The 26,278-nt window shown below is 71.9% G+C and carries 22 protein-coding genes; 10 read left to right on the top strand and 12 right to left on the bottom strand.

Going from position 1 to position 26,278, the window contains the following annotated elements; translation table 11 throughout:
- The first annotated feature begins 25 nt into the window (after window positions 1-25).
- Window positions 26-931 carry an oxygenase MpaB family protein gene (locus P3H78_RS12305; RefSeq protein WP_276108960.1) on the top strand — a complete coding sequence of 302 codons (906 nt, stop codon included), beginning with the start codon at window positions 26-28 and terminating at the stop codon, window positions 929-931.
- On the opposite strand, the gene P3H78_RS12300 is transcribed toward P3H78_RS12305, so the two are convergent.
- Window positions 908-1,441, bottom strand: coding sequence for a PadR family transcriptional regulator (locus P3H78_RS12300; RefSeq protein WP_276108959.1), 534 nt, complete (start codon window positions 1,439-1,441; stop codon window positions 908-910). The two genes, P3H78_RS12305 and P3H78_RS12300, sit on opposite strands and share 24 nt — an antisense overlap.
- Before the next feature lie 126 nt (window positions 1,442-1,567).
- On the opposite strand from P3H78_RS12300, the gene P3H78_RS12295 reads away from it, so the two are divergent.
- The gene (locus P3H78_RS12295; RefSeq protein ID WP_276108958.1) at window positions 1,568-2,323 is read left to right on the top strand and encodes an alpha/beta fold hydrolase; all 756 of its coding nucleotides are present in this window, start codon (window positions 1,568-1,570) and stop codon (window positions 2,321-2,323) included.
- 84 nt (window positions 2,324-2,407) lie between these two features.
- Here P3H78_RS12295 and P3H78_RS12290 read toward each other — a convergent pair whose 3' ends face one another.
- Window positions 2,408-3,007 carry a class I SAM-dependent methyltransferase gene (locus P3H78_RS12290; RefSeq protein WP_276108957.1) on the bottom strand — a complete coding sequence of 200 codons (600 nt, stop codon included), beginning with the start codon at window positions 3,005-3,007 and terminating at the stop codon, window positions 2,408-2,410.
- Between the two features lie 219 nt (window positions 3,008-3,226).
- On the opposite strand from P3H78_RS12290, the gene P3H78_RS12285 reads away from it, so the two are divergent.
- Window positions 3,227-3,832: a GTP-binding protein gene (locus P3H78_RS12285; RefSeq protein ID WP_276108956.1), complete on the top strand. Its 606-nt coding sequence runs from the start codon at window positions 3,227-3,229 to the stop codon at window positions 3,830-3,832.
- A 53-nt stretch (window positions 3,833-3,885) separates the two neighbouring features.
- Here the strand turns inward: P3H78_RS12285 and P3H78_RS12280 are convergent, their stop codons facing one another.
- A complete protein-coding gene (locus tag P3H78_RS12280; protein ID WP_276108955.1) occupies window positions 3,886-4,314 on the bottom strand; it encodes a PPOX class F420-dependent oxidoreductase in 429 nt (142 codons plus the stop codon).
- Window positions 4,315-4,406: 92 nt separating this feature from the next.
- On the opposite strand from P3H78_RS12280, the gene P3H78_RS12275 reads away from it, so the two are divergent.
- Window positions 4,407-4,820 carry a roadblock/LC7 domain-containing protein gene (locus P3H78_RS12275; RefSeq protein WP_276108954.1) on the top strand — a complete coding sequence of 138 codons (414 nt, stop codon included), beginning with the start codon at window positions 4,407-4,409 and terminating at the stop codon, window positions 4,818-4,820.
- A gap of 121 nt (window positions 4,821-4,941) precedes the next feature.
- Entirely contained in the window at window positions 4,942-5,868 is a 927-nt protein-coding gene (locus P3H78_RS12270; RefSeq protein WP_276108953.1) for a DUF6397 family protein, read from the top strand.
- A 25-nt stretch (window positions 5,869-5,893) separates the two neighbouring features.
- On the opposite strand, the gene P3H78_RS12265 is transcribed toward P3H78_RS12270, so the two are convergent.
- Both P3H78_RS12265 and P3H78_RS12260 read right to left on the bottom strand, forming a co-directional pair.
- The gene (locus P3H78_RS12265; RefSeq protein ID WP_276108952.1) at window positions 5,894-6,760 is read right to left on the bottom strand and encodes an acyl-CoA thioesterase; all 867 of its coding nucleotides are present in this window, start codon (window positions 6,758-6,760) and stop codon (window positions 5,894-5,896) included.
- A 19-nt stretch (window positions 6,761-6,779) separates the two neighbouring features.
- On the bottom strand, window positions 6,780-9,353 hold the full coding sequence (locus tag P3H78_RS12260; RefSeq protein ID WP_276108951.1) for a DEAD/DEAH box helicase: 2,574 nt from the start codon (window positions 9,351-9,353) through the stop codon (window positions 6,780-6,782).
- 85 nt (window positions 9,354-9,438) lie between these two features.
- Between P3H78_RS12260 and P3H78_RS12255 the strand changes: the two genes are divergently transcribed.
- Window positions 9,439-10,233 (top strand): metal-dependent hydrolase, encoded by a 795-nt coding sequence (locus tag P3H78_RS12255; RefSeq protein WP_276108950.1) that lies wholly within the window; start codon window positions 9,439-9,441, stop codon window positions 10,231-10,233.
- Window positions 10,234-10,352: 119 nt separating this feature from the next.
- Here P3H78_RS12255 and P3H78_RS12250 read toward each other — a convergent pair whose 3' ends face one another.
- The 3 genes from P3H78_RS12250 to P3H78_RS12240 all read right to left on the bottom strand — a co-directional run bounded on the left by P3H78_RS12250 (window position 10,353) and on the right by P3H78_RS12240 (window position 14,945).
- Window positions 10,353-10,826 carry a DUF5709 domain-containing protein gene (locus P3H78_RS12250; RefSeq protein WP_276108949.1) on the bottom strand — a complete coding sequence of 158 codons (474 nt, stop codon included), beginning with the start codon at window positions 10,824-10,826 and terminating at the stop codon, window positions 10,353-10,355.
- A gap of 244 nt (window positions 10,827-11,070) precedes the next feature.
- Window positions 11,071-12,933: an ABC transporter ATP-binding protein gene (locus tag P3H78_RS12245; RefSeq protein WP_276108948.1), complete on the bottom strand. Its 1,863-nt coding sequence runs from the start codon at window positions 12,931-12,933 to the stop codon at window positions 11,071-11,073.
- Window positions 12,930-14,945, bottom strand: coding sequence for an ABC transporter transmembrane domain-containing protein (locus P3H78_RS12240; protein WP_276108947.1), 2,016 nt, complete (start codon window positions 14,943-14,945; stop codon window positions 12,930-12,932). The genes P3H78_RS12245 and P3H78_RS12240 overlap by 4 nt, the downstream gene beginning before the upstream one ends.
- Window positions 14,946-15,502: 557 nt before the next feature.
- Between P3H78_RS12240 and P3H78_RS12235 the strand changes: the two genes are divergently transcribed.
- Together P3H78_RS12235 and P3H78_RS12230 are read left to right on the top strand one after the other, a co-directional pair.
- Window positions 15,503-16,093 (top strand): L,D-transpeptidase family protein, encoded by a 591-nt coding sequence (locus tag P3H78_RS12235; protein WP_313884400.1) that lies wholly within the window; start codon window positions 15,503-15,505, stop codon window positions 16,091-16,093.
- A gap of 169 nt (window positions 16,094-16,262) precedes the next feature.
- Window positions 16,263-17,912: a peptide-N4-asparagine amidase gene (locus tag P3H78_RS12230; protein WP_276108946.1), complete on the top strand. Its 1,650-nt coding sequence runs from the start codon at window positions 16,263-16,265 to the stop codon at window positions 17,910-17,912.
- A gap of 313 nt (window positions 17,913-18,225) precedes the next feature.
- Here P3H78_RS12230 and P3H78_RS12225 read toward each other — a convergent pair whose 3' ends face one another.
- Window positions 18,226-18,681, bottom strand: coding sequence for a MarR family winged helix-turn-helix transcriptional regulator (locus P3H78_RS12225; protein ID WP_276108945.1), 456 nt, complete (start codon window positions 18,679-18,681; stop codon window positions 18,226-18,228).
- A gap of 116 nt (window positions 18,682-18,797) precedes the next feature.
- On the opposite strand from P3H78_RS12225, the gene P3H78_RS12220 reads away from it, so the two are divergent.
- The gene (locus tag P3H78_RS12220; protein ID WP_276108944.1) at window positions 18,798-20,600 is read left to right on the top strand and encodes an ABC transporter ATP-binding protein; all 1,803 of its coding nucleotides are present in this window, start codon (window positions 18,798-18,800) and stop codon (window positions 20,598-20,600) included.
- Between the two features lie 82 nt (window positions 20,601-20,682).
- Here P3H78_RS12220 and P3H78_RS12215 read toward each other — a convergent pair whose 3' ends face one another.
- The 3 genes from P3H78_RS12215 to P3H78_RS12205 all read right to left on the bottom strand — a co-directional run bounded on the left by P3H78_RS12215 (window position 20,683) and on the right by P3H78_RS12205 (window position 24,672).
- Entirely contained in the window at window positions 20,683-21,759 is a 1,077-nt protein-coding gene (locus tag P3H78_RS12215) for an NAD(P)-binding domain-containing protein (RefSeq protein WP_276108943.1), read from the bottom strand.
- 97 nt (window positions 21,760-21,856) lie between these two features.
- Window positions 21,857-22,333 (bottom strand): (2Fe-2S)-binding protein, encoded by a 477-nt coding sequence (locus tag P3H78_RS12210; RefSeq protein WP_276108942.1) that lies wholly within the window; start codon window positions 22,331-22,333, stop codon window positions 21,857-21,859.
- 8 nt (window positions 22,334-22,341) lie between these two features.
- A complete protein-coding gene (locus P3H78_RS12205; protein ID WP_276108941.1) occupies window positions 22,342-24,672 on the bottom strand; it encodes a molybdopterin cofactor-binding domain-containing protein in 2,331 nt (776 codons plus the stop codon).
- 900 nt (window positions 24,673-25,572) lie between these two features.
- On the opposite strand from P3H78_RS12205, the gene P3H78_RS12200 reads away from it, so the two are divergent.
- A complete protein-coding gene (locus P3H78_RS12200) occupies window positions 25,573-25,995 on the top strand; it encodes a secondary thiamine-phosphate synthase enzyme YjbQ (RefSeq protein ID WP_276108940.1) in 423 nt (140 codons plus the stop codon).
- The last annotated feature ends 283 nt before the right edge of the window (window positions 25,996-26,278 follow it).

The raw sequence follows: 26,278 nt of genomic DNA, 5'->3' as shown, positions 1-26,278 counted from the left end.
CCGGCGGCAGAAGGGGGACGGTACGGTGAAACGGTTCGAGCGGCTCGAGCGGATCCGCCGGATGGACCCGGTGGCCGACGCGACGGAGATCTACCGGCTCACCGTCGCCCACGAGTTCCCCTGGGACGTGACCCGTGCCCTCGAGTTCGCCCTCTACCGCACGTACGCCGTTCCCAGCATCGGCCGTCTGCTCGCCGAGACCGCCGAGCTCACCGATCGCACGCAGAAGCGCTACGACGACACCTCCCTGCTCCTCGATGCCGTCGTCGAGCACGGCTTCACCGCCGAGCAGGGCCGCGCCGCCGTCCGCCGCATCAACCAGATGCACCGCTGCTACGACATCGGCAACGACGACATGCGCTACGTGCTCTGCACGTTCGTGGTCATGCCGAAGCGGTGGATCGACGCCTATGGCTGGCGCAGGCTGTCCGAGCACGAGACCGTCGCGTCCACCGTCCACTACCGCACCCTCGGCCGGCACATGGGCATCCAGGACATCCCCGAGTCCTACGCGGACTTCGAGGCCCACCTGGACGCCTACGAGAAGGCCTGTTTCGCCCCGGACGAGCAGGCCCGGAGCGTCTCCGACGCCACGCTCGACCTGATGGCCTCCTGGTATCCCCGTCCCCTCGCGCCCCTCCTGCGTACGGCGGCCCTCGCCCTGCTCGACGAACCACTGCTTCGTGCCTTCGGCTACGAGGCGCCGTCGGACTCGACCCGCAGGCTCGTTCGCCGGGCCGTGCGGGCCCGAGGGCGTCTTGTACGGCTTCTGCCGCCCCGGCGGACCGCGCACTTCGCGCGGCACAACCGGGAGATCAGGAGCTACCCGGAGGGCTACCGGGTGGCCGACCTCGGCACCCGGCCCGTCCCCGGTCTGCGCGGCTGCCCGGTGCGGCGCGCCGGTGACTCAGCGGGCGGCTTCGTCGAGTGAGGCGATCGTGGTGCGGAGCCAGCCCAGTTCGGCCCGGGACGTGGCACGCGCGATGGTGAGCATGCCGCTGCGGAAGGGGTCGTCCAGTTCCTCGGCGCGCACCGGCCGGTCGCCTTCGTAGAAGAAGCTCGACGGGCTCTGGAGGAAGTCCTGCCGACGGCGCAGTACGGCTACCTGCGCCGCAGGATCGCCGAGGTGCCGCAGAAAGGCCAGGACGGTGAACCAGCGGTTCTCGTCGGTGATGTCCCGCTGCACCGGCTCGGCGAGCCGCCCGCGCAGCTCGCGACGGCCGTCCTCGGTGAGCGTGAGGACGTGGCGCGGCGCGGCCACCGCACCGGGCTCCGTCGCCCGCTCCAGCAGCCCGGCCTTCTCCATGCGCTTGATCGCAGGATAGAGGGTGCTCTCGGCGACGGGGCGCACATGCCCCGTCAATGCGGTGATGCGCTTGCGCAGTTCGTACCCGTGCAGCGGTGCGTCGTACAGGAACCCGAGGATGGCCAACTCCAGCATTCCTGCATTCTTCCGCATCCCGTGATACCTCGGAAGTTATCTATACCGGTCGAGGGATACATCGTGATCGAGGTATGGTCCTCAAGGGTCGCTGTCCGGCGCGGTGGTCCATGAGGGAGGGAAGCCATGCGGCAGGCCGAGTTCGACGGCAGGGGAAGTGTCGTCCGCTGGACGGAGACGCCCGGTGAGGAGCCCGCGCGGGTGTACGTGCACGGACTGGGAGCGATGTCCGCCGCCTACCATGCGCACATCGCGGCCCGTCCCGATGTCGCGGGCCGCCGCAGCCTGTTCGTGGATCTCCCCGGACACGGCATCAGCGATCGCCCGGAGCAGTACGGTTACGCGCTGGCCGAGCACGCAGACGCCCTGGCCGCGGCGCTGGACGAGGCGGAGCTGACCGGGGCGGAACTGATCGCGCACAGCATGGGCGGCTCCGTCGCCGTCGTACTGGCCCACCGCAGGCCCGGCCTGGTCTCCCGGCTGGTCCTCACGGAGGCCAATCTCGACCCCTACCCGCCGGCCACGGCCGGCAGCAGCGGGATCGCGTCCTTCGGTGAGGAGGAGTTCGTCGACGGCGGTCACGCGCGCGTGCTGGAGAAGGCGGGACCGCTCTGGGCGGCGACGATGCGGCTGGCCGGCCCGCGCGCCCTGCACCGCAGCGCGGTGCACCTGCGTCGCGGGTCGGACCCCACCATGCGCCACATTCTTCAGGGCCTCGACGTGGAGCGTCTGTATCTGCAGGGCGAGTTGAGCGGCGCGTTGGAGGGCAGGGACGCGTTGGAGGCGTCGGGAGTCCGCGTGGTGACCGTGCCAGGGGCGGGGCACAACATCATGTTCGACAACCCGGACGTGTTCGCGGCCGCTGTCTCGGGGCGGCTGTGACTCAGGGCCGGCGGGACCGGCGCCGCACACGGGGCAGTTGCTGTCCCGAGGGGGCGTGATCGGCCCGCGGGATGGCGATGCCGGTCAGCCCGTGCGCACGGCCAGCGCCAGGAAGCGGGCGGTCTCGTCGGCGTACGACGTCATGCGCCACCCCGACCCGGCCAGCAGCGGGCCGAGGTTGGACTCGGCACGGAGGTCGTCCGGAGTGAGGCGCCGCCCCTTGCGCGCGGCGAGAGCGGCGCGGCCGACCGGATGGAACAGCGCCAGCGTGCCGCCGGGGCGCACCACACGCGCCAGCTCCCGCAGACTCTCCGCCGGCTGCGGCAGGTGGGCGATGAGTCCGGCCGCGAACACCGCGTCGAGCGATCCGGACCGCAGTGGGAGTGCGCCGGCGTCGGCGAGCAGCAGCCACCCGTCCCGGTCCCGGCCCGCCCGCACCGCGGCCTGCAGCATGGCGGGAGTCAGATCGGCCCCGACCACGAGTCCGTACGGGCCCACGGCCGCGCGCAGTGGAGGCAGAGCGCGCCCGGTGCCGCAGCCCGCGTCCAGCACCCGGTCGCCCGTGCGCAGCCCCAACTCGGCCACAGCGGAGGCATAGGCGGGAGCGTCGTCGGGAAAGCGGCTGTCCCAGTCCGCGGCGCGGGCGGTGAAGAACTCCTGGACCTGTGTGCGGTCGTCGCTCATGCTGCGCATGATCCCTCATGCCGCAGGGCGAGGCGAGCGCGGCCGATCGGAGAGTGCCCCCGCACCGCGACCCTTCCGGTCTCGACCGGGTGTGCACCTGGGCAGTGGATGGGCGCGAGGCGATCAGATCGGGGAAATAGTGGTCGCATCACCCGAAAGAGTGTCGTGCTTGTCATGATGCTGACCTCGCACGCCCGTCCCTCCCGAGAGAAGTGATCCATGGCATCCGAGCCCACCGACGCCCCGTACGGCGAGACAGCTCCCCTCGTCCTGAAGATACTGGTCGCCGGCGGATTCGGTGCGGGGAAGACCACCCTGGTCGGTGCGGTCAGCGAGATCCGCCCGCTGCGCACCGAGGAAGCGCTCAGCCGGTCCGGGCAACTGGTCGACGACACCCACGGGGTGGACGACAAGGCCACCACTACGGTCGCCATGGACTTCGGGCGCATCACCATCCGGCCCGATCTGCTGCTCTACCTGTTCGGGACGCCCGGACAGGACCGGTTCTGGTTCCTGTGGGACGAGCTGGCGCTCGGCGCGCTCGGAGCCGTGGTCATCGCGGACACCCGGAGGCTCGAGGACTGCTTCCCGGCGGTGGACTACTTCGAGCACCGGCGGATCCCGTTCGTGGTGGCCGTCAACCGCTTCCCGGGCGCCCGCGCCCACCAGCCCCACGACGTCGCCCGGGCCCTCGACCTCGACCCGGGAACACCCGTCGTCCTCTGCGACGCCCGCGACCGAGACTCGGGGAAGGAGATGCTGATCCAACTGGTCGAGTACGCCGGGCGGATGCACACCGCCCGGCTGCTCGCCGCCGTCGGGTAGACGGGAACGGACGTGGGGCCGACGGCACTTCACGGGGGCGTCGTCTGCCGCGCTCAGTCCGCCAGGTCCTTCAGTGCCACCACCTTGTCGATCGCGACCCGCACGAGGAGTTCGCCCGGGACGCCGTTGCGTGCACCGAACTCCTCGGCGCGGTCCTCGCCCATGTAGCGGCCCGCGATGCGGGTGGCCCAGCCCCGGACCTCCTCGAGGTCCTCCGACAGCAGCGCCCGGCCCTGCAGCACCACGAACGTGAACGGCGGCCGGTCGTCGTCCACACACAGCGAGACCCGGCCGTCACGGGCCAGGTTGCGCCCCTTCACCGTGTCCTTCCCGGTGTTGAACACCACCTCGTCCCCGTCGAGCAGGAACCAGACCGGCGCGATGTGCGGGCTTCCGTCGGCCCGCACGGTCGACAGCTTGGCGGTGCGGGTGCCGTGCGAGACGAAGGCCCGCCATTCCTCATCGGACATCTTCTGTGCCATGTCCCCATCCTTCTTGCCGGGACAGCGGTCCTGGGGAAGGCTGGCGGGAGATCCTCCGGACCAGGGGGATACGTCACACGGGGAGACCGCACATGGCGCAGAACCAGACACTCGGCTGGCTGCTCGACGACCTGACCCAGCGGGTGGAACACGTACGGCACGCACTGGTCCTGTCCAACGACGGGCTGGTCACCGGGGCCAGCACGGGGCTGCGGCGCGAGGACGCGGAACACCTCGCCGCGGTGTCGTCCGGGCTGCACAGCCTCGCCAAGGGATCGGGACGCCACTTCGGCGCAGGCACCGTGCGCCAGACCATGGTCGAGTTCGACGACGCGGTGCTGTTCGTCACCGCGGCCGGCACGGGCAGCTGCCTGTGCGTGCTCAGCGGCGCCGAGGCCGACATCGGCCAGATCGGCTACGAGATGACCCTGCTGGTGAACCGGGTCGGCGAACACCTCGACGTCGGTGAACGCCGACCCGAGCGTGCTCGCGCCACCGACTTCTGACCTGCAGTTTCGTCACCGCGGTGGAGTTGTCCACAGGCTCGGCGCGCAGCGTGCGATCCCGGCTACGGTTTTTCGCAGGCGGACGCACACGGCGCGGGCCGCACTCACCACGGGGGCACACATGTCCGGCGACACCATCACGCACGACGCTCCGGCCGCGGAGGCATCGGGGACGAGGGACGGGGGAACGTCCTTCGCCCCCGGCCGCGCGGCACGGGAACTGGGCCTCAGGCGCAGCGAGTACGACCTGGCCGTCCACCTGGGCCTCCTGCGCACCCTGCCCGACGAAGGCGGCGGAGGCCGCCGCGTCGCCCGGGCCGAGATCGACCGGCTGCGCGCCCAGGACGGCTTCCCGGGAGGCCTCCGGCAGCGCGTCGCCACCGCAGGCACCCGCGCGGGCGCGGCCCGCCTGGGGATCACCGGAGCCCGGTTCACCCGGCTCGCCCGCCTCGGCCTCCTGGTCCCGGTCTCCTTCTACCTGAATCGCTACCGGGCCGTCGTGTGGCTGTATCTCACCGACGACCTGGAGCGATTCGCCGCCGACGAGAGGAACGCGCCGCTCCTCAACCGCGCGCTGCCCGAAGGCCTGAGGGACCAGCTGGCCGGGGGACTCGATCTCCGTCCGCGCAACTGGCGCGGACGGCACCTGGGCTTCCTGCTCCGCGTGACCGACGATCCCTGGGCCAGGGCCGCCGCCATCGCCTCGCTCCTCACCCCGGACCAGGTGGCCCATGCGGTCACGGATCCCCGCGAACGCGCGGTACTGGACCGCCTGCGGTCCCGGCACTCTCCGCTCGGCACATCCGGTTCGCCCGCCGCCCGGCTAGTGGAGCGCCTCATGACGGCCGACGAGCCCGACGAAGTCGCCTGGCTCCGGGCCGATCTGACGAACGCCGTCGACGAGGCGCGAGCGCACGACCGCGGCCCGGACCCGGCCGTCGGGCACTCGTCCGGGGGTCGCCGGGCAGGACACGACCACCGCGGCGTGCCCGATGGTCCCCGGCGTGCTTGCGGCCTGATGCGGCGCATCTTCCACAGATCCGCCTGAGCCCGCGGCCCGGCGGCATCCGCCCCTACAGCGAGCGGAAGAGTCCCTCCTGGACGACCGACACGAGCAGCCGCCCCTCCACGTCGTAGATGCGTCCGCGGGCCAGACCGCGCCCGCCGGTGGCGATGGGGGACTCCTGGTCGTAAAGAAACCACTCGTCCGCACGGAACGGCCGGTGGAACCACATGGCATGGTCCAGGGAGGCCATGTCGAAGCCCCGCGGGCCCCACAGCGGCTCGACCGGGATCCGTACCGCGTCCAGGAGCGTCATGTCGCTGGCGTAGGTCAGCGCGCAGGTGTGCACAAGCGGATCGTCGCCCAGCGGTCCGACCGCCCGCATCCACACGGCGCTGCGCGGCTCGGCCCCCTCGACCTCCCCCTTCGTCCAGCGAAGTCGGTCCACGTAGCGGATGTCGAAGGGCTGGCGTCGCGCCATCCGCTCCAACTGCTCCGGCAGCGTGCCCAGATGCTCCCTGATCTCGTCCGTGACGGTCGGCAGGGTCTCGGGGTCCGGCACCGTGCGGGCCGGAGGCAGCTGATGCTCGAAATCTCCCTTTTCAGGCTTGTGGAAGGAGGCGGTCAGATTGAAGATCGTGCGGCCCTGCTGCACCGCGGTGACCCGGCGGGTGGTGAAGGACCGGCCGTCCCGGACCCGCTCGACCTGGTACACGATCGGCACCCCGGGCCGGCCGGGCCGCAGGAAGTACGCGTGCAGCGAATGCACCGGACGGTCCCCGTCGGTGGTGCGCCCGGCGGCCACCAGCGCCTGCCCGGCGACCTGGCCGCCGAAGACGCGCTGCAGGGACTCCTGCGGACTGCGGCCGCGGAAGATGTTCACCTCGATCTGCTCCAGGTCGAGCAGGTCGACGAGTCTTTCGGCCGGGTTCGTCATGGGCGGGCCTCTCCGCTGCTCACAGCTGTCCGACGGCGGTCACGCGGACGACCGCGCGGCCCTCCGCGTCCGAGGCCGTGAGATCGACCTCCGCGCTGATCCCCCAGTCGTGGTCGTCGTTGGGGTCGTCGAAGATCTGGCGCACCCGCCACAGCCCGTTCTGCGGCTCCTCCTGGATCACCAGCAGCTTGGGGCCGCGCGCGTCGGGGCCGGTACCGAGGTCGTCGTACTCGTCCCAGTAGCCGTCCATGGCCGCGCCCCACGCCTCGGCGTCCCAGCCGGCCTCCGCGTCCATCCCGCCCAGCTCGTCGACCTGGTCCAGCGCGGCGAGCTCGACCCGGCGGAACATGGCGTTGCGCACCAGCACACGGAAGGCGCGCGCGTTGGCCGTGACGGGCTTGACCTGGTCGGCCTTCTCCTGGGCCTCCTCGGCGGTCATCTCCGCCGGGTTGGCCAGCTGCTCCCACTCGTCCAGCAGGCTGGAGTCCACCTGGCGCACCATCTCACCCAGCCACGCGATCAGGTCCTCCAGGTCCTCCGACTTCAGGTCGTCCGGGACGGTGTGCTCCAGGGCCTTGTAGGCGCTGGCGAGGTAGCGCAGGACAATGCCCTCGGTGCGAGCCAGCTCGTAGTGCGAGACCAATTCCGTGAAGGACAGCGCCCGTTCGTACATGTCGCGGATCACCGACTTCGGGGACAGCGGATGGTCCCCGACCCACGGATGGCTCTTGCGGTACGTGTCGTAGGCGTGGAAGAGCAGCTCCTCCAGCGGCTTGGGGTAGGTGACGTCCTGGAGGCGCTCCATGCGCTCCTCGTACTCGACCCCGTCGGCCTTCATCGCGGCCACGGCCTCGCCGCGCGCCTTGTTCTGCTGGGCGGCGAGGATCTGCCGCGGGTCGTCGAGCGTGGACTCCACGACGGACACCATGTCGAGGGCGTACGACGGGGACTCCGGGTCGAGGAGTTCGAACGCGGCGAGAGCGAAGGTGGACAGCGGCTGGTTGAGCGCGAAGTCCTGCTGCAGATCGACCGTGAGGCGGACGATGCGGCCCTCCGCGTCCGGCTGGTCGAGCTTCTCGACGATTCCACCGTCCAGCAGCGAGCGGTAGATCGCGATGGCCCGCCGGATGTGCCGGATCTGCTGCTTGCGCGGCTCGTGGTTGTCCTCCAGCAGCCGCCGCATCGCCTCGAAGGCGTTGCCGGGACGGGCGATCACCGACAGCAGCATCGTGTGCGTCACCCGGAAGCGGGAGGTCAGCGGTTCCGGCTCGGAGGTGATCAGCTTGTCGAAGGTGGTGTCGGACCAGGCGACGAAGCCATCCGGCGCCTTCTTGCGGACGACCTTCCGACGCTTCTTCGGGTCGTCGCCCGCCTTGGCGAGAGCCTTCTCGTTCTCGATGACGTGCTCAGGAGCCTGTGCCACCACGAAGCCCTCGGTGTCGAAGCCGGCACGCCCCGCACGGCCCGCGATCTGGTGGAACTCCCGCGCGCGCAGGGTCCGCACCCGGCTGCCGTCGTACTTGGTGAGCGCCGTGAACAGCACCGTGCGGATGGGCACGTTGACGCCCACGCCGAGGGTGTCGGTACCGCAGATCACCTTCAGCAGGCCGGCCTGCGCCAGCTTCTCCACCAGACGCCGGTACTTCGGCAGCATGCCGGCGTGGTGGACGCCGATGCCGTGCCGGACGTAACGGGAGAGGTTGCGGCCGAAGCGGGTGGTGAAACGGAAGTTGCCGATCAGTTCGGCGATCTGCTCCTTCTCCTCGCGCGAGCACATGTTGATGCTCATCAGCGCCTGCGCCCGCTCCACCGCCTGCGCCTGGGTGAAGTGGACGATGTAGACGGGCGACTGCCGGCTGTCGAGCAGGTCGGTGAGCGTCTCGGTGAGGGGGGTGCGCCGGTACTCGTAGGAGAGGGGGACCGGGCGGGTGGCCGAGCGGACCACGGAGGTGGGACGGCCGGTGCGCCGGGCGAGGTCCTTCTCGAAGAAGGAGACGTCGCCGAGCGTGGCGGACATGAGGACGAACTGCGCCTGCGGCAGTTCGAGCAGCGGAATCTGCCAGGCCCAGCCGCGGTCGGGCTCCGCGTAGAAATGGAACTCGTCCATCACGACCTGACCGACGTCGGCGTCCTTGCCGTCACGCAGCGCGATCGACGCCAGCACCTCGGCGGTGCAGCAGATCACGGGGGCGTCGGCGTTGACGGAGGCGTCGCCGGTGAGCATGCCGACGTTCTCGGTGCCGAAGATCTTGCACAGTTCGAAGAACTTCTCCGACACCAGGGCCTTGATCGGCGCCGTGTAGAAGGTGACCTCGTCGCGGGCGAGGGCCGCGAAGTGCGCACCCGCCGCGATCATGCTCTTGCCGGAGCCGGTGGGCGTGGACACGATCACGTTCGCGCCGGAGACCACCTCGATCAGCGCCTCCTCCTGATGGGAGTAGAGCGTGAGACCGCGCTCCTGGGCCCACGACTCGAAGGCTTCGTAGAGGGCGTCGGGGTCGGCGGTCGGCGGCAGCTGATCGATGAGGGTCACGCCCCCATCTTGCCTGCCGACCCGTCCGAGACGGGAATCGGCTGCCGGTTCGAAGATCATGAACGATACGCTGGGCGGTCGACGGATCAACGACGCAGCGGGTCAACTCGACAGCGGTGCAAGAGGAACGGGGCGGGGAACGGCCATGATGGGACCAGCACACTCACTGTCGGGGGCCGCCGCCTGGCTCGGCGTCGGAGCGGCGGCCGCAGCCGCCGGTCATCCGATGCCCTGGCCGGTACTGCTGGTGGGAGCGCTGATCTGCGCGGGCGCCGCCCTCGCCCCCGATCTCGATCACAAGGCCGCGACGATCTCGCGCGCCTTCGGACCCATCTCCCGCTGGATCTGCGAGATCGTCGACAGGCTGTCGTACGCCGTCTACAAGGCGACCAGGAAGCCGGGCGACGCCCGCCGCTCCGGCGGCCACCGGACGCTGACGCACACCTGGCTGTGGGCGGTGCTGGTCGGCGCGGGCTCCTCGGTCGCGGCGATCACCGGCGGACGCTGGGCGGTGCTGGGCATCCTCTTCGTCCATATGGTGCTGGCCATCGAGGGTCTGCTGTGGCGGGCCGCCCGCGGTTCCAGCAGCGATGTCCTGGTATGGCTGCTGGCCGCGACCAGTGCGTGGATCCTCGGCGGGATCCTGGCCAAGCCGGGCAAGGGCGCGCACTGGCTGTTCACGGCGCCGGGCCAGGGGTACCTGTGGCTGGGGCTGCCGATCGTGCTCGGGGCGCTGGTGCACGACATCGGGGACGCCCTGACGGTCTCGGGCTGCCCGATCCTGTGGCCGATACCGGTGGGCCGCAAGCGCTGGTACCCCTTGGGGCCGCCGAAGGTGATGCGGTTCCGGGCCGGCAGCTGGGTGGAGCTGAAGGTGCTCATGCCGGCGTTCATGCTGCTGGGCGGAGTGGGCTGCGCTGCGGCGCTGAACTTCATCTGAGGACTCCGCGGCCTCCGGCTCGTGGGGCGGAACGGCAGATGCCCGGGCCGGCACGGCAGGTGCGGCGCGGCCTGGCACGCCACGGACACGGGGGAGTCACCGGCAGGCGCCCGGAACGGTCAGCCGGACAGGGGCCCCTCGTCCACGACGTGCATCGCCGCCTCCTCCGCGGAGGCGGCCGCCCCGTCGATGCCCACATCGGTGGCGACGAGCGCGCTCTCCTCGTCCTCGTGAGCCCCCTCGTCGGGTGCGACGAGACGGCCGGAGCGGGCCGCCCCGACCTCGTTGTCCAGGAGCTCGCCGTCGGTGCCCTGGCAGTCGCCGAGGTCGTCGCCGTCAGCGGGGAGAACGTCCGGCAGCTCCTCGGCGAGCCGCTGATCCAGCGTCTCGCCCCTTCGGCCCTCCGCCGCGGTCACACCGGTGTGCTCGACCGCCCAGGGCCGCTCCGGAGGGGACCAGCCCCGGTCCAGGGGATCGTCGACGCCGTCGTTCTCCAGCGTGTCCTCCACGTCGAGCAGCCCGGCGTCATCCTTGACCTCGGCACCGTCATCGGGCTGGTAGACGTCGTCTCCCCATCCGTCGGCGCTGTCCACGAGTACCTCCAGGGGGTGGGGACGGGCCCGTGCTCACCGTCGGCGGCCGGCGGCCGCCGACGTACGGGGCACGGGTCGTGCTCTGCGCGATCCCGGGGGCTCCCCGGCCTTCCCCGGGCCGGTGCCCCTTCCCAGACTTCCACCCCTGTTCGCCACCGCGCAACGGCACGGCGCCGAACCGTGACGACGTCCCCGCCCGGCGCCGCGGGCCGATGTGCCCGCGACCGGCCGGGTGCGGTCCCGTTCAGCCGTGCCAGGACCTCCACAGGGCCGCGTAGGGACCGCCCGCCGTCACCAGCTCGTCGTGGCCGCCGAGCTCGCTGATGCGGCCGTTCTCGACGACGGCGATGACGTCCGCGTCATGGGCCGTGTGCAGCCGGTGGGCGATGGCGACCACGGTGCGGCCGTCGAGCACGCGGGCCAGCGACCGCTCCAGATGGCGGGCCGCCCGCGGGTCGAGGAGCGAGGTGGCCTCGTCCAGGACCAGCGTGTGCGGATCCGCGAGCACCAGCCGGGCCAGCGCGATCTGCTGGGCCTGGGCCGGGGTGAGCGCGGTTCCGCCCGAGCCGACCTCGGTGTCGAGGCCCTCGGGGAGAGCCCGCGCCCAGCCGTCGGCGTCGACCGCGGCCAGCGCCGCCCACAGCTCGGCTTCCACACCCCCGGCGGCGGAGCCGGTGCCGACGCCGCCGTCCCCGTCGGCGGCCGCACCGTGGGACTCCGTGGACGGGCCCAGCCGGGCGGGCGGCAGCGCCAGCAGGAGGTTGTCGCGGAGGGAGCCGACGAAGACGTGGTGCTCCTGGTTCACGAGCGCTACATGGGAGCGCACCACCTCGGCCGGCATCCGGGACAGCTCGGCGCCACCAAGGGTGATCCGGCCCGCGCGGGGCGCGTAGATCCCCGCCAGCAGCCGGCCCAGTGTGGACTTGCCGGCGCCCGAGGGTCCGACCAGCGCCATCCGGGTGCCGGGCGGGACCCGCAGCGACACCTCCCGCAGCACGTCGACGCCCTCCCGGTACCCGAAGTGCACCGTGTCCGCGTGCACGTCCCGTCCGCCGGGTTCCGCCGAGGCGTCCCCCGCGTCCGGCTCGATGTCCCGCACCCCGACCAGACGCGCCAGCGACACCTGCGCGACCTGCAGCTCGTCGTACCAGCGCAGGATCAGCCCCACCGGGTCGACCAGCATCTGCGCGATCAGGGCGCCCGTGGTCATCCGGCCCACCCCGATCCAGCCGTGCAGGACGAACACGCCGCCGACCATGAGCACGGATCCGAGGACGGTCACATGGGTGACGTTGATGACCGGGAAGAGCACCGACCGCAGCCACAGCGTGTAGCGCTCCCAGGCGGTCCACTCCCGGATCCGCCGGTCCGACAGGGCCCGGCGCCGGTCGCCGAGGCGGTGCGCCTCCACGGTGCGTCCGGCGTCGACGGTCTCGGCGAGGGCGGCGGCCACGGACGCGTACCCGGCGGCCTCCGCCCGGTAGGCGGACGGTGCGCGCCGGAAGTACCAGCGACAGCCGGCCACCAGCACCGGCAGGGCAAGCAGGACCGCGGCGGCGAGCGGCGGCGCGGTGACGACGAGACCGCCGAGCAGCAGCACGGCCCACACCACTCCGATCGCGAGCTGGGGCACTGCCTCGCGCATGGCGTTGCCGAGCCGGTCGATGTCGGTGGTGATGCGGGACAGCAGGTCGCCGGTGCCCGCGCGCTCCAGGACACCGGGCGGCAGCCCGACCGAGCGGACGAGGAAGTCCTCGCGCAGGTCGGCCAGCATCCGCTCGCCGAGCATCGCCCCGCGCAGCCGCACCTGCCGCACGAAGACGGCCTGGACGAGCAGGGCCAGCAGGAAGAGGGTCACGGTGAGCCCCGGATGCCACGGGGCGGACCGGTCCGACACCCGCTCCACCAGATCGCCCAGCAGCCACGGACCCGCCATGGAGGCCAGCACGGCCACGGTGTTCACGGCGACGAGCAGCAGGAAGGCACGCCGATGGCGGCGGAACAGTTCGGCGACGTAGGCGCGCACGGTCGCGGGGGCGCCGACGGGCAGAGTGCTCGCCGTCGTCGGAGCCGCCGGGTCGTACGCCGGCGGGGCCACGCCGATCATGCGTTCTCCTCGATCTCGTGCCGGAGCCCGCGCGGCGCGGTCCGGGCGTCAGGCGGCGCGGACCGGGCGAGCGCGCCCTCGTCGTCCTCCACGGGTCGGCGGCGGCCGGGAGCGTGCCCGGCCTCGGGCAGACCGTCCCGACCGTCCCGGTGCGGACCGAGCGTTCCGGCCGCGTCGTCCCGGCCGGGCGCCGCTTCGGCGGTCTGCCGGGACGACGTGCTCGCACCGGCGCCCGGCATGCCGGCACCGGCCACCTGTGCCGCCAGGGCGGCAGGCTCCCCGTCGGTCTCCCGCGTCACGACCGCCCGGTACGCGGGCTCGGCCCCCAGAAGCTCGCGGTGCGTGCCGACGGCGGCGACCGCGTCCTCCTGCACCAGCACCACCCGGTCGGCGAGCTCCAGAACGAGCGGCGAGGAGGTGAACACCACCGTGGTGCGCCCGGAGCGCAGATCGCGCACGCCCGCGGCGATCCGCTCCTCGGTGTGCGAGTCGACGGCGGAGGTCGGTTCGTCGAGGACGAGCACCTCCGGGTCGGTGACCAGGGAACGGGCCAGCGCCAGACGTTGGCGTTGGCCCCCGGAGAGGGACCGGCCGCGCTCGGTGATGCGTACGTCCATCGGGTCCTCGGCGCCCACCGACGCCTGCGCCAGTGCTTCCAGGACGTCTCCGCACTGAGCGGCCGTCAGCGCGTCCTCCGCGTCCACGGCGCCGGAACGCGGCACGTCGAGCAGCGAGCGCAGCGACCCCGACAGCAGGACCGGGTCCTTGTCCTGCACCAGGACGGCCGTGCGTGCGGAGGTCAGGGACAGCTCGTCGAGCGGGACACCGCCGAGCCGGGCCGAGGTGCTGCGTTCGGCCGGGTGGCCACCGAGCCGCTCCGCCAGCCGGCCCGCCGCGTCCGGGTCGCCGCACACCACGGCGGTCAGCCGGCCGGACGGCGCGATCAGGCCGGTCAGCGGGTCGTGCAGATCCCCTCGGGGGACCTCGTCCGTCGTCCCGCTCCCGGCGGTTTCCGTGGACCGCGTCAGGGACAACACCCCGGCCGTCCTGGTGGCCGAGGGGCGGGAGAAGGAGTAGGCCATGGCGATCTCCTCGAAGTACCGGAGAGGGTAGGTGAGCACCATGACCGAGCTGTAGACCGTGACCAGTTCGCCGACGGTGACACGGCCCGCGCGGGCCAACTGGACGCCGTGCCAGACCACCGCGATCAGCAGCAGCCCCGGAAGCATCACCTGGATCGCCGAGATCAGCGACCACATGCGGGCACTGCGCACAGCGGCCTGCCGCACCTCCTGTGAGGCCCGGCGGTAGCGGGCGAGGAACAGCTCCTCACCGCCGATGCCGCGCAGCACCCGCAGCCCGGCGACGGTGTCCGAGGCCAGTTCGGTGGCGCGGCCCGCCTTCTCGCGCTGGAGGTCGGCGCGCCGGGTCGCGCGGGGCAGCAGCGGCAGGACCGCGATCGCGAGGAGGGGCAGGCCCACGGCGACGACCGCACCGAGGGCGGGCTGGTAGACCATCAGACCCACGGAGACCAGCACGAGGGTGAGAGCGGCGGCGGTGAACCGCGACACCGCCTCCACGAACCAGCCGATCTTCTCGACGTCACCGGTGGATACGGCGACGACCTCGCCCGCGGCCACCCGCCGGGTCAGCCCCGCACCCAGATGGGTGGCCTGACGGGCCAGAAGCTGCTGGACGCGGGCTGCGGCAGTGATCCAGTTGGTGACGGCGGCGCGGTGCAGGAAGGTGTCGCCGAGCGCGTTGCCGAGGCAGCACACCACCAGCAGTGCGCCGGCCCGGACCAGGTGGGCGGCGGACCGGTCGACGACGGCCTGGACAGCGAGCCCGACGCAGAACGGCAGGGCGGAGACGGAGGTGAAGTGCAGCAGTCCCCAGGCCAGGGCCTTCGCCTGAACGCCCAGTTGGTTCCGCCCGAGCCACCACAGGAATCGAGGTCCTGAGCGTGCGTCGGGTACACCCGGGTCGGAGTACGGAAGGTCTTGGATTCGCATGGCGTCCCAGGAGCTCGAGTCGGGGCGGAAAGAGTGACGGGTCGAGGGGAGGAGGGCGGCCGGCATCGGGCGGGGGAGAGCAGGCGGAGGCGGCCCGGGCAACAAGCCGTGACAGGGTCGCGTCGCAGCGTGGCGGAAGGCAACCGGTTTTCCGGGACGTGGGGTGCGGACCGGCGCCGGTCCCGTGCCGTACCCGGCCTCGATCCGCCCCCGCCCCTTTCCCCACCCCGCGGACTCCTGCCGACCCCCGCGGACCCCCGCGGACCAGGCTCCCGAGGCCCGTCGTCAGCCGCAAGTAGGCACTGGGCCGGGTGAAATGACGTGGGGTGAGACTGTTTGGCCCAACTCAAGTGGATCATCCTGGGCGCGGTGCCCACGATGGGATCATGCTGAGTGGTACAAGGCGAGCGATGGTCGCCGCGGCGACCTGTGGGTTCTTCATGTCGGTTCTGGCCGCGTGCGGCGGCCCCCGGACGGTGACCGATCACGGCGGTGGCGTCCCCAGGCCCGGCGGTACGGACGCGAGCGTCCGGCCCCGTCCGGTGGAGCCACCCCGTGTGCCAGGTGTGGGGGACCGGCTGTGGCGGCACGTACCTGCCGGTTCGCGCCAGATCGTGGCCGTGTACGGGGACGGGGAGAGCTCCCCGGACGGCACGCTGGTGCTCTACGAGAAGCACGGAGCCAGGTGGGAGCGCATCCGCAGCTGGCCGTCGCACAACGGCAAGCGGGGCTGGACCACCGATCATCACGACGGCGACGAGCGCACCCCGGTCGGAGTCTTCTCCCTCTCCGATGCCGGCGGCCTCCTGGAGGATCCGGGAGCGCAGCTCCCGTACACCCAGGACGAGGACGCCTTCGTCTCCCCCTACGAGTGGGACGAGGCGCACTGGCACGACTTCGACTACGTCATCGCCATCGACTACAACCGGCTGCGAGGCACCCGCCCCGACGACCCCACGCGTCCTCTCGGCAAGGACAAGGGGGGCAGCATCTGGCTCCATCTCGACCACGGTGACGGCACATTGGGCTGTGTGAGTGTGCCCGAGCGGGCGATGCGGTTCCTGCTGCGCAGACTCGACCCCCAGCAGAAGCCGGTCGTGGTGATGGGGGACCGGGCCAATCTGAAGGCCGCCCGGGATCGGTACTGACGGGAGGGGACGGCCGGGACGGGACCCTCGTACGACGGTACGGGGGACAGTCGCCCGGACGGAGTGCGATCGCTCCCCCGCAGACATGTTCCGGCAGGGGTGGCCGACCCGGGCTGCCGGGCGACGGGCGCCATTGCGGTCGCCGCCGACTCCCCGTAGAACACGGGCCATGAGACATCGGGTAATCATGTGCATGCTCACCGGGGCGGCGCTTCTGGCGGGCACCCTTCTCGGTGCGGCTCCGGCGCAGTCGGCCGGGGGGCGCACGGAGGCGTCCGTCCCGGCCGGTCGACCGGTTGAGCCTCCGACCGAGTTCGGAACCGACTGGCACGATCCCGTCACCGCGGCACCCCCGGTGGCCCGGCCTCCCGGGGCGGCCTGCCGCGTCACCCTGGCCGAGACGCAGTTCCGGGACTTCACGCCGTACCGCGGCCGGTACACGCCGCCGCGCGGCTGCGGCAGCCGCTGGAGCAAGGTGGTGCTGCGGCTCGACGGCAAGGTCAAGGGACGGCAGTTCGACCGGCTCGGCTATCTGCACGTCGGCGGGGTGGAGATCCTGCGCACCTCGACGCCGGAGCCCTCGCCCGACGGGATCTCCTGGTCGGTGGAGAAGGACGTCACGCGCTACAGCGACACGTTCCGCCGCGCCGAGGACGTCGAGATGCTCATCGGCAACGTCGTCGACGACACCTACACCGGCGTGCTCGATGTCAGGGCCACGCTGACGTTCTACGCCGCGGACCGAGACACCCGGCCCGCGGCCGTGCCCGACCGTGTCCTCACTCTCGCCGGGGGCACCGCGCTGACCACCCCGCGCAACAGCGAGCGCATCGTCGCGGAGGTGTACGCCACCGGTTCGGGAGGGGGGTGCGAGGAGTTCTGGTATCTGGCGGTGCCGAAGCAGGCACCGTACTCGTGCACCGCGGACCGGGGGCCGTACCGGGAGGTGCAGATCAGGGTCGACGGCCGGCTGGCCGGAATCGCGTCGCCGTTCCCGACCGTGTGGACGGGCGGCTGGTCCAACCCCTTCCTGTGGTACGTGCTTGCCGCGCCCCGGGCCTTCGACGTCCGGCCGATCGAGTACGACCTGACGCCGTTCGCCGGACTCCTGAACGACGGCCGGCCGCACCGGATCGAGGTCTCGGTCGCGGGAGTGCCACAGGGTCAGGCCGGCTGGAGCACCCCGGTCAACGTGCTCGTCTGGCAGGATGCCCACCGTGAGCACGTCGGCGGCGTCCTCACCGTCGACCGGGCGGGCGATCTCGCCGACACCGCCGCCTACACTCCCGGGCCGGAGCAGCGCGTGGACACCCGGGGCGGCCACCGGCTGACCGTCGCCGGCTACGTGGACACCTCGCACGGCCGGGTCAGCACCACCGTCGCCCGCAGTCTGGCCAACACCTCCGTCCACCGCTGGACCGACGGGGAGAACACCGACGGGCTCGACGCCACCTGGACCGACGACGAGACCGTGACCGTCGCGACGCACGGGCGTCCGGCCACCGCGACGCGGACCCACCGCACCTACACGATGAACGGCACGACGGTCATCGGCTCCGACGGACGTCTGCGCACCGAGCTCACCCTCGGTGACCGCGCCGCGGTGGCCGGTACCCGGGGCGGGCGGCGCACGTCCCGGACCTGGCTCGACGACACCTACACGGGCGACGCCGCCTACACCCTGAACGTGCCGCGCGAGCAGCGCCATGCCGCCGCGACGACGAGCGAGCGCTATCGGCTGCACGGCGCGGGAGGCTGCTACGACCACACCCTCACCACGGTGCAGGGGGTGCTCACCCGGGACCGCAACGGCTGCTGATCCGGGCCGAGTCCGCCGCCACGGACCGCCTCCGCGCGTCGGCGGGGCGAGGCGGCGGGGCCCGGGCCTCCCCGCCCGGGCTCGGACCAGTACCGTCTCGGCGCCCGGGCCGGGCGCCCCCGCTCGCGGCGAGCAGCTGGCAGCCCGGACAGCAGCCCACGAAGCCGGGGCGGCCCACGAAGCCGGAGTGGCGTACGAGGCCGGTTCACCCCACGGAGCCGGGGCGACCGAAGAGCCCGAGCGGCCCACGTGGCCCGAGCGTCCGGCGAGGAGGACGCGAACGGGCGGGCCGCCCCGCCCCTCGCGCCGGGCCTCAGCAGTGGCGCGCGTGCGTGTGCTCCGTGCCGACCAGCGTGTCCAGCAGCCCGCCGAGGGCCTCGCGCTGCTCGCCCGTCAGAGGGGCGAGGATCTCCTGTGCGGCCGCCCGGCGCGCTCCGCGCAGGACGCCCAGGGTGCTGCGCCCCTCGTCGGTGAGCTCGATCCGGATCACCCGCCGGTTGGCCGGGTCGGGCACCCGGCGCACCCGGCCGCTCGCCTCCAGGCCGTCCACGAGGGTGGTGACCGCGCGGGGCACCACCTCCAGGTACGCGGCGAGGTCCGCCATGCGGGGCGGGTCGCCGAAGTGCGCCAGGGTGCGCAGCAGCCGGGACTGGGCCGGTGTGATGCCCAGCTCGTGCTGTTCCAGATGACGCTTCTGGATGCGGTGCACCCGTCGGGTCAGCCGCAGCAACTGCTCGGCGAGGAGCCCGTCGGGGTCGGGGGTGGTCATGCGGGAACAATATCAGGACGGCGTTCATTGTGAACATAGGTAACAATGAGCTAGGATCCGTCAGCCGTCACCGTCCGCATTCCCGCGCCGGTGCCCGCCCACCTCCGTAGGAGCCCATGCACCCCGACCGACCGCCCGTCTGGACGCCACCCGCCGACGCGAAGGAACAGCCGCGTCAGGTCCGTCGCATCCTCGCCCTCTTCCGGCCCTACCGTGGCCGCCTCGCGATCGTCGGCCTGCTGGTCGGCGCCGCCTCCCTGGTCTCCGTCGCCACGCCCTTCCTGCTGAAGGCGACCCTCGACGTCGCGATCCCGCAGGGCCGCACCGGGCTGCTGAGCCTGCTCGCCCTCGGCATGATCCTCAGCGCCGTCCTCACCAGCGTCTTCGGCGTCCTGCAGACCCTGATCTCCACGACCGTCGGCCAGCGCGTCATGCACGACCTGCGCACCGCCGTCTACGGCCGGCTGCAGCGCATGTCGCTGGCCTTCTTCACCCGCACCCGCACCGGCGAGGTGCAGTCCCGCATCGCCAACGACATCGGCGGCATGCAGGCCACCGTCACCTCCACGGCCACCTCCCTGGTCTCCAACCTCACCAGTGTCGTCGCCACCATCGTCGCGATGGTCGCCCTCGACTGGCGGCTCACCGTGGTCTCCCTGCTGTTGCTGCCGGTGTTCGTGTGGATCAGCCGACGGGTCGGCAACGAACGCAAGAAGATCACCACCCAGCGGCAGAAGCAGATGGCCGCGATGGCGGCCACCGTCACCGAGTCACTCTCCGTGAGTGGCATCCTGCTCGGCCGCACGATGGGCCGTTCCGACTCGCTGACCGCGTCGTTCGCGGAGGAGTCCGAGCGCCTGGTCGACCTCGAGGTGCGGTCGAACATGGCCGGGCGCTGGCGGATGGCCGTCATCACGATCGTCATGGCCGCCATGCCGGCCGTCATCTACTGGACCGCGGGCGTCACGCTGCAACTCGGCGGACCCGGGGCCTCCATCGGCACGATCGTCGCCTTCGTCTCGCTGCAGCAGGGGCTCTTCCGGCCCGCTGTCAGCCTGCTGTCGACCGGGGTGCAGATCCAGACCTCGCTGGCTCTCTTCCAGCGCATCTTCGAGTACCTGGACCTGCCGGTCGACATCACCGAGCGCGCCGAGCCGGTCCACCTGGACCGCGTCCGCGGCGAGGTCCGCTTCGACGACGTCTCCTTCCACTACGACGGCAGGAGCGGCCCGATCCTCGACCGCGTCGACCTCACGGTCCCCGCCGGCACCAGCCTCGCGATCGTCGGCCCGACCGGCGCCGGCAAGTCCACGCTGGGGTATCTGGTGCCGCGGCTCTACGACGTGACCGGTGGCCGGGTCTCCCTGGACGGCGTCGACGTCCGCGACCTCGACTTCGACACCCTCGCCCGCGCGGTGGGCGTGGTCTCCCAGGAGACGTACCTCTTCCACGCATCCGTCGCCGAGAACCTCCGCTTCGCGAAGCCGGACGCCACCGACGACGAACTGCGCGCGGCCGCCGTGGCGGCGCAGATACACGACCACATCGCCGCCCTCCCCGACGGCTACGACACCGTGGTCGGCGAGCGCGGTCACCGCTTCTCCGGTGGCGAGAAGCAGCGCCTGGCCATCGCCCGCACCATCCTGCGCGACCCGCCCGTCCTCCTTCTCGACGAGGCGACCAGCGCCCTGGACACCCGTACCGAGGCCGCCGTGCAGGAGGCCATCGACGCCCTGTCGGCCAACCGCACCACCCTCACGATCGCGCACCGCCTGTCCACCGTCCGGGCGGCCGACCAGATCGTGGTGCTCGACTCCGGACGGGTGGCCGAGCGCGGCACCCACGAGGAACTCCTGGCCCTCGACGGGCGCTACGCCGCGCTGGTCCGCCGCGACGCGAGCCTGGAGCCGACGGCGTGACGGCGTGACGGCGTGACGGCGTGACGGCGTGACGGCGTGACGGCGTGGACGGCGGCCCGCGGTCGGCGAGGTGATCCGGGTCTCAGGCCGCGGCGGAGTCACGGGACAGCAGCCCCCTGATGTCCCGCACCGCGGCCCGCCCGGCCCGGTTGGCACCGACGGTGCTGGCCGAGGGCCCGTACCCGACCAGGTGGACGCGTGGATCGGCGACGGCGCGGGTGCCCTCGACGCGGATCCCGCCGCCCGGCTCCCGCAGCCGCAGCGGGGTCAGATGATCCAGTGCGGCCCGGAAACCGGTCGCCCAGAGGATGACGTCCGCGGCCACGTGCCGCCCGTCCCGCCAGACCGCACCGTCCGGGGTGATCCGGTCGAACATCGGCTGCCGGTCCAGGATCCCGTCCGCCAGGCCCTGCCGGACAGCGTCGTTGAGGGGCAGTCCGGTGACCGAGACGACGCTCCGCGGTGGCAGCCCCTGCCGTACCCGCTCCTCGACCAGTGCGACCGCGGCCCGGCCCGCCTCCGCGTCGAACGGGCCCTCCCGGAACACCGGCGGCCGCCTGGTCACCCATGTGGTCGCGGCCGCGAACGGCGCGATCTCCAGCAGATGCTGGGTGCCGGACGCCCCGCCGCCGACGACGACCACCCGCAGTCCGGCGAATTCCTCCGGCCCGCGGTATCCGGCGGTGTGCAGCTGCCGTCCGCGGAAGGTCTCCTGGCCGGGGTAGTGCGGCCGGAACGGCCTGTCCCATGTGCCGGTGGCATTGATCAGCGCCGTCGTCCCCCACGCTCCGTCGGAGGTCTCGACGCGCAGGCGTCCGGCGGTGCCCTCGCGGACCGACCGGACCACGGTCGGCCGTCGCACCCGCAGGTCGAAGGCTTGTTCGTAGGCGGCGAAGTACTCCTGCACGACCTCGGAGGACGGCCGGGCGGGATCGGCTCCGGTCAGTTCCATCCCCGGCAGGGTGTGCATCCCGTGCACCTTGCCGAAGGTCAGAGAGGGCCACCGGTACCGCCAGGCGCCGCCCGGACCGGGGGAGCGGTCGAGCACGACGAAGTCCCGGTCCGGCACGAAACCGGCCCGCCGCAGGTGATGGGCGCTGGACAGACCGGCCTGACCGGCGCCGACGACGACCACGTCGACCTCGCGCATTTCGTTCACGCTTCTACCAACCGGGTCGGGGGCGGGGATCTTCCCGCCCCCTGCACCGCTCGGAGCCGGGGGACGGTGGACTGCCCGGCGAGTTCCGGCACGCGCCTCAGTACTTCTTCGCGCCGGCCACGATCGCCTCCCGGATGCGGTGGTACGTGCCGCACCGGCAGACGTTGCGGATCTCGTCGAGGTCGGCCTCGGTGATCTCCCTGCCCTCCTCGCGGGCCTGGCGGACCTTGGCCACGGCGGTCATGATCTGGCCGGGCTGGCAGTAGCCGCACTGCGCCACGTCGTGCTCCAGCCAGGCCTCCTGCATCGGGTGCAGATCCTTGCCGACGGTGGCGGGCAGGCCCTCGATGGTGGTGATCGCGTCGTCCGGTCCGACCGCGCCGACCGGCACCGAACAGGGATTGAACGCCTTGCCGTTGATGTGGCTGGTGCATGCCTTGCAGACGCCCAGCCCGCAGCCGTACTTCGGTCCGGTGACCCCGAGGACGTCTCTGAGCACCCACAACAGCCGGACGTCGTCCTCGATGTCGACGGTCACCCGCTTGCCGTTGAGGATGAAGGTCTGTTCGGGCACGGCAACTCCTAGAAGGCGCGGTTGAGTCCGTCGGTCGGGGACGCGGGGATCGGCGGGGTGGTGGGCAGCGGTTCGAAGCCGAGCGGTCCCGCGTGGTTGATCGGGAAGCTCGTCGGCATGGTTCCCGTGGCGCGGCCGTAGGCGCAGGCCACGGCGGCCGCCGCAGCCCCCACGGCCAGTTCCCCGGCGCCGCCGGGCTGCCCGGTGGTCGGCGGCATGACGACGATCTCCAGCTCGGGCGGGGCGTTCCACTGCCGGGTGTAGAAGTAGTTGTCCCAGCTGCCCTCCAGGAAGTGCCCGTCGTCGAGATGGAGGCCGGAGCTGAGGGTGATCGCGATGCCGTCCATGATGCCGCCCATCATCTGCGCCTGAAGACCCTGCGGGTTGACCGCCAGGCCCACGTCGACGGCGCACACGACCTTGGTGACGCGGGGACCGGTGTAGGCGTCGCGGACCTTTCGGCCGGTGGTCTGCGGACGGCAGTCGATCTCGGCGAGAACGGCGACACAGGCGTGGTACTCGGGATGCAGTGCGATGCCCTGCGCCGTGCCGGCGGTCATGCTCCGGCCCCAGTTCCCGACCGCGGCCACCTTGTCGAGGACGGCCCGCACCCGCTCGTCCTTCGCGAACTCACGGCGGAACCGGTACGGGTCCTTGCCCATCCGCCCGGCCAGCTCGTCCACGACCAGCTCCTGCGCACAGCGCACGTTGGGCGAGTAGATGTTGCGCATGGAGCCGGTGTTGAAGCCCTTGTCGACCTCGCTGAGCAACTGGGTGACGACGCCGAAGTTGTACGGCGTCTGCTGGCTGAGGGCGAAGATCGTCTCGGAGAAGGTCAGATCGCCGACCGGCAGCCGCGCGGCCTCGGAGGTGATGATCTCGCCGACGCCGTGGCCGAAGTCGGTGGCGACGGAGGTGTGCCGCTGGTCGTAGGTGAGCACCTGGCCGAGGGCATAGGTGGCGCGCACCCGCGAGGTGGCCATCGGGTGGGTACGTCCCTGCCGGAAGTCGTCGGTGCGGTGCCACATCAGCTTGACCGGCTTACCCGTCGCCTTCGAGATCTCGGCGGCCTCGGCGGCGGCGTCGTGGAAGAGCTTCCGCCCGAACGAGCCGCCGCCCTCGGTGACATGGACCGTCACCGCGGAGACGGGCAGCCCCAGCTTCGACGCTATCTGCTCCTGAGTGACGATCGGGGACTTCAGGCTCCCCCAGATCTCGGCCGAGTCCTGCCGCACGTCCGCGATGGCGCAGTTGGTCTCCAGCGCGCTGTTGCTCGCGAAGTGGAAGGTGAACCGGGCGTCGACCGACTTGGTCAGCAAGCCCACCGCGGGGAGCGGCGGTTCTGCCCTTCTCAGCTCGTCGCGGATCGTGCTGTCGGAGGCGCCCTCGGCACTTCCCGGCCCCCACGAGACCTTCAGCGCGCGCACGGCGTCGATGCACTGGCCGAAGGTACGGCCGCGGACGGCGACCCCGGTGGAGACGGTCACGACGTCGGTGACACCGGGCATGGCCCGCACCTCGGCGAGGTTCTCCACCGAGCGCACGGTGCCGTTGATCGTCGGGGGTCGGCACACCATCGCCGGCAGGGCGTCAGGGACGTGCAGGTCCATGGCGAACTTCTTGCGCCCGGTCACCGCGTCGATCGCGTCGACGCGCCCCTGGGGAGTGCCGATGACCTTGAATTCCGCCGCCTCCTTGAGCCCCACTGAGACCCGGCCGGTCGTCACTGCTGCCGCCTTCCGCGCCAGTTCACCGTAGGTGAGACTGCGCCCGGTGGCGGAGGAGGTGATGACACCGGCCTTCGCCGTCAGGGTGTCCACGGCCTCGCCGAGTTCCAGGGAGGCGGCCTTCAGCAGCCGGCCCCGGGCCACGGCGGCGGCGACGCGGATCGGGGTGAAGGTCGAGATCGTGGTGTTGGAGCCGCCGGTGAGCTGGTTGAACAGCAGCTCCGGTCGCGCGTCCGCGAGCGTGACCCGGACCCGCTCCAGCGGCAGGTCCAGTTCCTCGGCGATCAGCATGGCGCTCGACGTCGTGATGCCCTGCCCGACCTCCGACCGCGGCAGCGCGAAGGAGGCCGTGCCGGCGGCGTCGATCCGGATCGTGATCAGGTTGGCCGTCGGCAGCGTCGCATGGGTGAGCATGTCGTTGAGGTCGTAGATCTCCGCCGGACCCGGCACGGACGGGACGACGGCCTCCGCCTCGTCCGGCGCGAGCACCGCCTCACCGAGTTCGGCGGCGACGGTCAGCGTCGAGGCGGCCAGCACGTAGCCGAGGAAGCGCCGCCGCCCCGGCCCGGCTGCCGCGGGTTCCTGTCCCCGTCGTGCAGAGGGGGGTTCCATGTCCGTCAACTGTCCTCCCGGCGGCGCGCACTGCCTGCGTTCACCACGGCTCCTCGCGGTGCTTCCCGGCCCCGTACCCGCTTGAGGATCTCCCCGGTCGCGATCACCGGCAAGACCTTGGTGGCACTGCATCCGCCTCCAACGACGACGTGGTCGCAGGTCTCACGTGATGTCCTTCGATCCACCATGTCTTGTGCACACGCCCGCACGCCCATGGGTGCGGCCTCGGTGCGAACACGCCACCCGTGGGCCCCGATCGCTTCGAGGCCGGTGCGGCCGTCGACGCGTGCCGGGTCGCCGTCGAGTCGCAGTGCCCCAACCGGCGACGCCGACGCCTCAGGCACCGGCACCGGACACCGATGCATTCCGTACTTCTTCGACAGTGCCGGATCGACAGTGCTCCTCCTGGCTGTCCGGCTGTCCCAGATGTCCCAGTCGTCCAGGTTTTGTCCCTCCTCCGGCTCGGCGAGGTCATCGACAGCACCCGCCCGCGGCGGACCACACCCACCGTCCGTACGCCGCACCGCGCTCGCCCTCATCACGGCCGGCCCTCGGCGGGGCCATGTACGAGCGGCTGCGAAGCCGGTGGGGGCACAGGGGTACGGAGGTGGGCGTCCCGCGGACATACCGCGACGGACCGAGGCTCGACGTCCTACGGGACGGCAATCCATTCCGGGGGAGGAGGTGGAAGGGCGTCAGCGGCCGCGGCGACACGCGGCGGAGGCCACCCGGAACAGGTCGATGTGACCGCGCGTGGTGAGGGAGGCTGAACGCAACATGCGCTGCAAGGAGCCAGATGCCGGTGACGCGGCCCATGGCCGTCTCGCCCGGCGGACCGCCGGGCGCGCGGCGGACGGGTCGCACACGTGTGAAAGCCGGGCCAGGGGTGAGGATGGGGGCATGTCCGATGCCTTCACCACCCGCGTGCTGAACGTCGCCTCCGGCTCCAGGGAGACGGTCGTCGACCTGACCCGTGACTGCGAGGCCTTCCTCCGGGAGACCGCCGCGGGACGCGACGGTCTGCTGAACCTGTTCGTGCCGCACGCCACCGCCGGAATCGCGATCATCGAGACGGGCGCCGGAAGCGACGACGACCTGCTCACCGCCCTGCACACCCTGCTGCCCGCGGACGACCGCTGGCAGCACCGCCACGGCAGCCCCGGCCACGGCCGCGACCACGTCCTGCCCGCCTTCGTCCCGCCCCACGCAACGATCCCGGTCCTCGCCGGCCACCTGGAGCTGGGGACGTGGCAGTCGGTCTGCCTGGTGGACACGAACAAGGACAATCCCAACCGACAGGTGCGGTTGAGCTTCCTGGGGTGACCTCTGTGAGGTGACTGTAGCGTCGGATTCCGGCCGCGCCGAATGGGCCCTGTCGCTGCGTGATCGGCTCACTGGGTGTCATGTTCGTGGCCACGCTCGGGGCGGCGGTGATCGAAACCCCCAGGACCTCGCGGTCGCACGTGAGGTTCGGCGGCTGGCTTCGCGGAGACGGACGGAGTTTGCGTGAGTCTGTGACCGGTGCGAGGCCGGTCTCGCCTGGCTTGCAGGGGACCTGGCAGTGCGTTGGCCGAGCTGGTTCCCCATGCGTGGAGTCTCTGTCCCG

The organism is Streptomyces tropicalis, from assembly GCF_029269835.1.
GTDB lineage: Bacteria > Actinomycetota > Actinomycetes > Streptomycetales > Streptomycetaceae > Streptomyces > Streptomyces tropicalis.
The sequence above is the reverse complement of the archived record's forward strand: the minus strand, read 5'-3'. Positions and strand labels throughout refer to the sequence as shown.

What these genes read in the sequence shown, in the direction of transcription:
- P3H78_RS12300 (WP_276108959.1), bottom strand. Translation starts at nt 1,441, where the DNA reads ATGCTGGAGTTGGCCATCCTCGGGTTCCTGTACGACGCACCGCTGCAC.
- P3H78_RS12295 (WP_276108958.1), top strand. Translation starts at nt 1,568, where the DNA reads ATGCGGCAGGCCGAGTTCGACGGCAGGGGAAGTGTCGTCCGCTGGACG.
- P3H78_RS12290 (WP_276108957.1), bottom strand. Translation starts at nt 3,007, where the DNA reads ATGAGCGACGACCGCACACAGGTCCAGGAGTTCTTCACCGCCCGCGCC.
- P3H78_RS12285 (WP_276108956.1), top strand. Translation starts at nt 3,227, where the DNA reads ATGGCATCCGAGCCCACCGACGCCCCGTACGGCGAGACAGCTCCCCTC.
- P3H78_RS12280 (WP_276108955.1), bottom strand. Translation starts at nt 4,314, where the DNA reads ATGGCACAGAAGATGTCCGATGAGGAATGGCGGGCCTTCGTCTCGCAC.
- P3H78_RS12275 (WP_276108954.1), top strand. Translation starts at nt 4,407, where the DNA reads ATGGCGCAGAACCAGACACTCGGCTGGCTGCTCGACGACCTGACCCAG.
- P3H78_RS12270 (WP_276108953.1), top strand. Translation starts at nt 4,942, where the DNA reads ATGTCCGGCGACACCATCACGCACGACGCTCCGGCCGCGGAGGCATCG.
- P3H78_RS12265 (WP_276108952.1), bottom strand. Translation starts at nt 6,760, where the DNA reads ATGACGAACCCGGCCGAAAGACTCGTCGACCTGCTCGACCTGGAGCAG.
- P3H78_RS12260 (WP_276108951.1), bottom strand. Translation starts at nt 9,353, where the DNA reads ATGATCTTCGAACCGGCAGCCGATTCCCGTCTCGGACGGGTCGGCAGG.
- P3H78_RS12255 (WP_276108950.1), top strand. Translation starts at nt 9,439, where the DNA reads ATGATGGGACCAGCACACTCACTGTCGGGGGCCGCCGCCTGGCTCGGC.
- P3H78_RS12245 (WP_276108948.1), bottom strand. Translation starts at nt 12,933, where the DNA reads ATGATCGGCGTGGCCCCGCCGGCGTACGACCCGGCGGCTCCGACGACG.
- P3H78_RS12240 (WP_276108947.1), bottom strand. Translation starts at nt 14,945, where the DNA reads ATGCGAATCCAAGACCTTCCGTACTCCGACCCGGGTGTACCCGACGCA.
- P3H78_RS12230 (WP_276108946.1), top strand. Translation starts at nt 16,263, where the DNA reads ATGAGACATCGGGTAATCATGTGCATGCTCACCGGGGCGGCGCTTCTG.
- P3H78_RS12225 (WP_276108945.1), bottom strand. Translation starts at nt 18,681, where the DNA reads ATGACCACCCCCGACCCCGACGGGCTCCTCGCCGAGCAGTTGCTGCGG.
- P3H78_RS12220 (WP_276108944.1), top strand. Translation starts at nt 18,798, where the DNA reads ATGCACCCCGACCGACCGCCCGTCTGGACGCCACCCGCCGACGCGAAG.
- P3H78_RS12205 (WP_276108941.1), bottom strand. Translation starts at nt 24,672, where the DNA reads ATGGAACCCCCCTCTGCACGACGGGGACAGGAACCCGCGGCAGCCGGG.
- P3H78_RS12200 (WP_276108940.1), top strand. Translation starts at nt 25,573, where the DNA reads ATGTCCGATGCCTTCACCACCCGCGTGCTGAACGTCGCCTCCGGCTCC.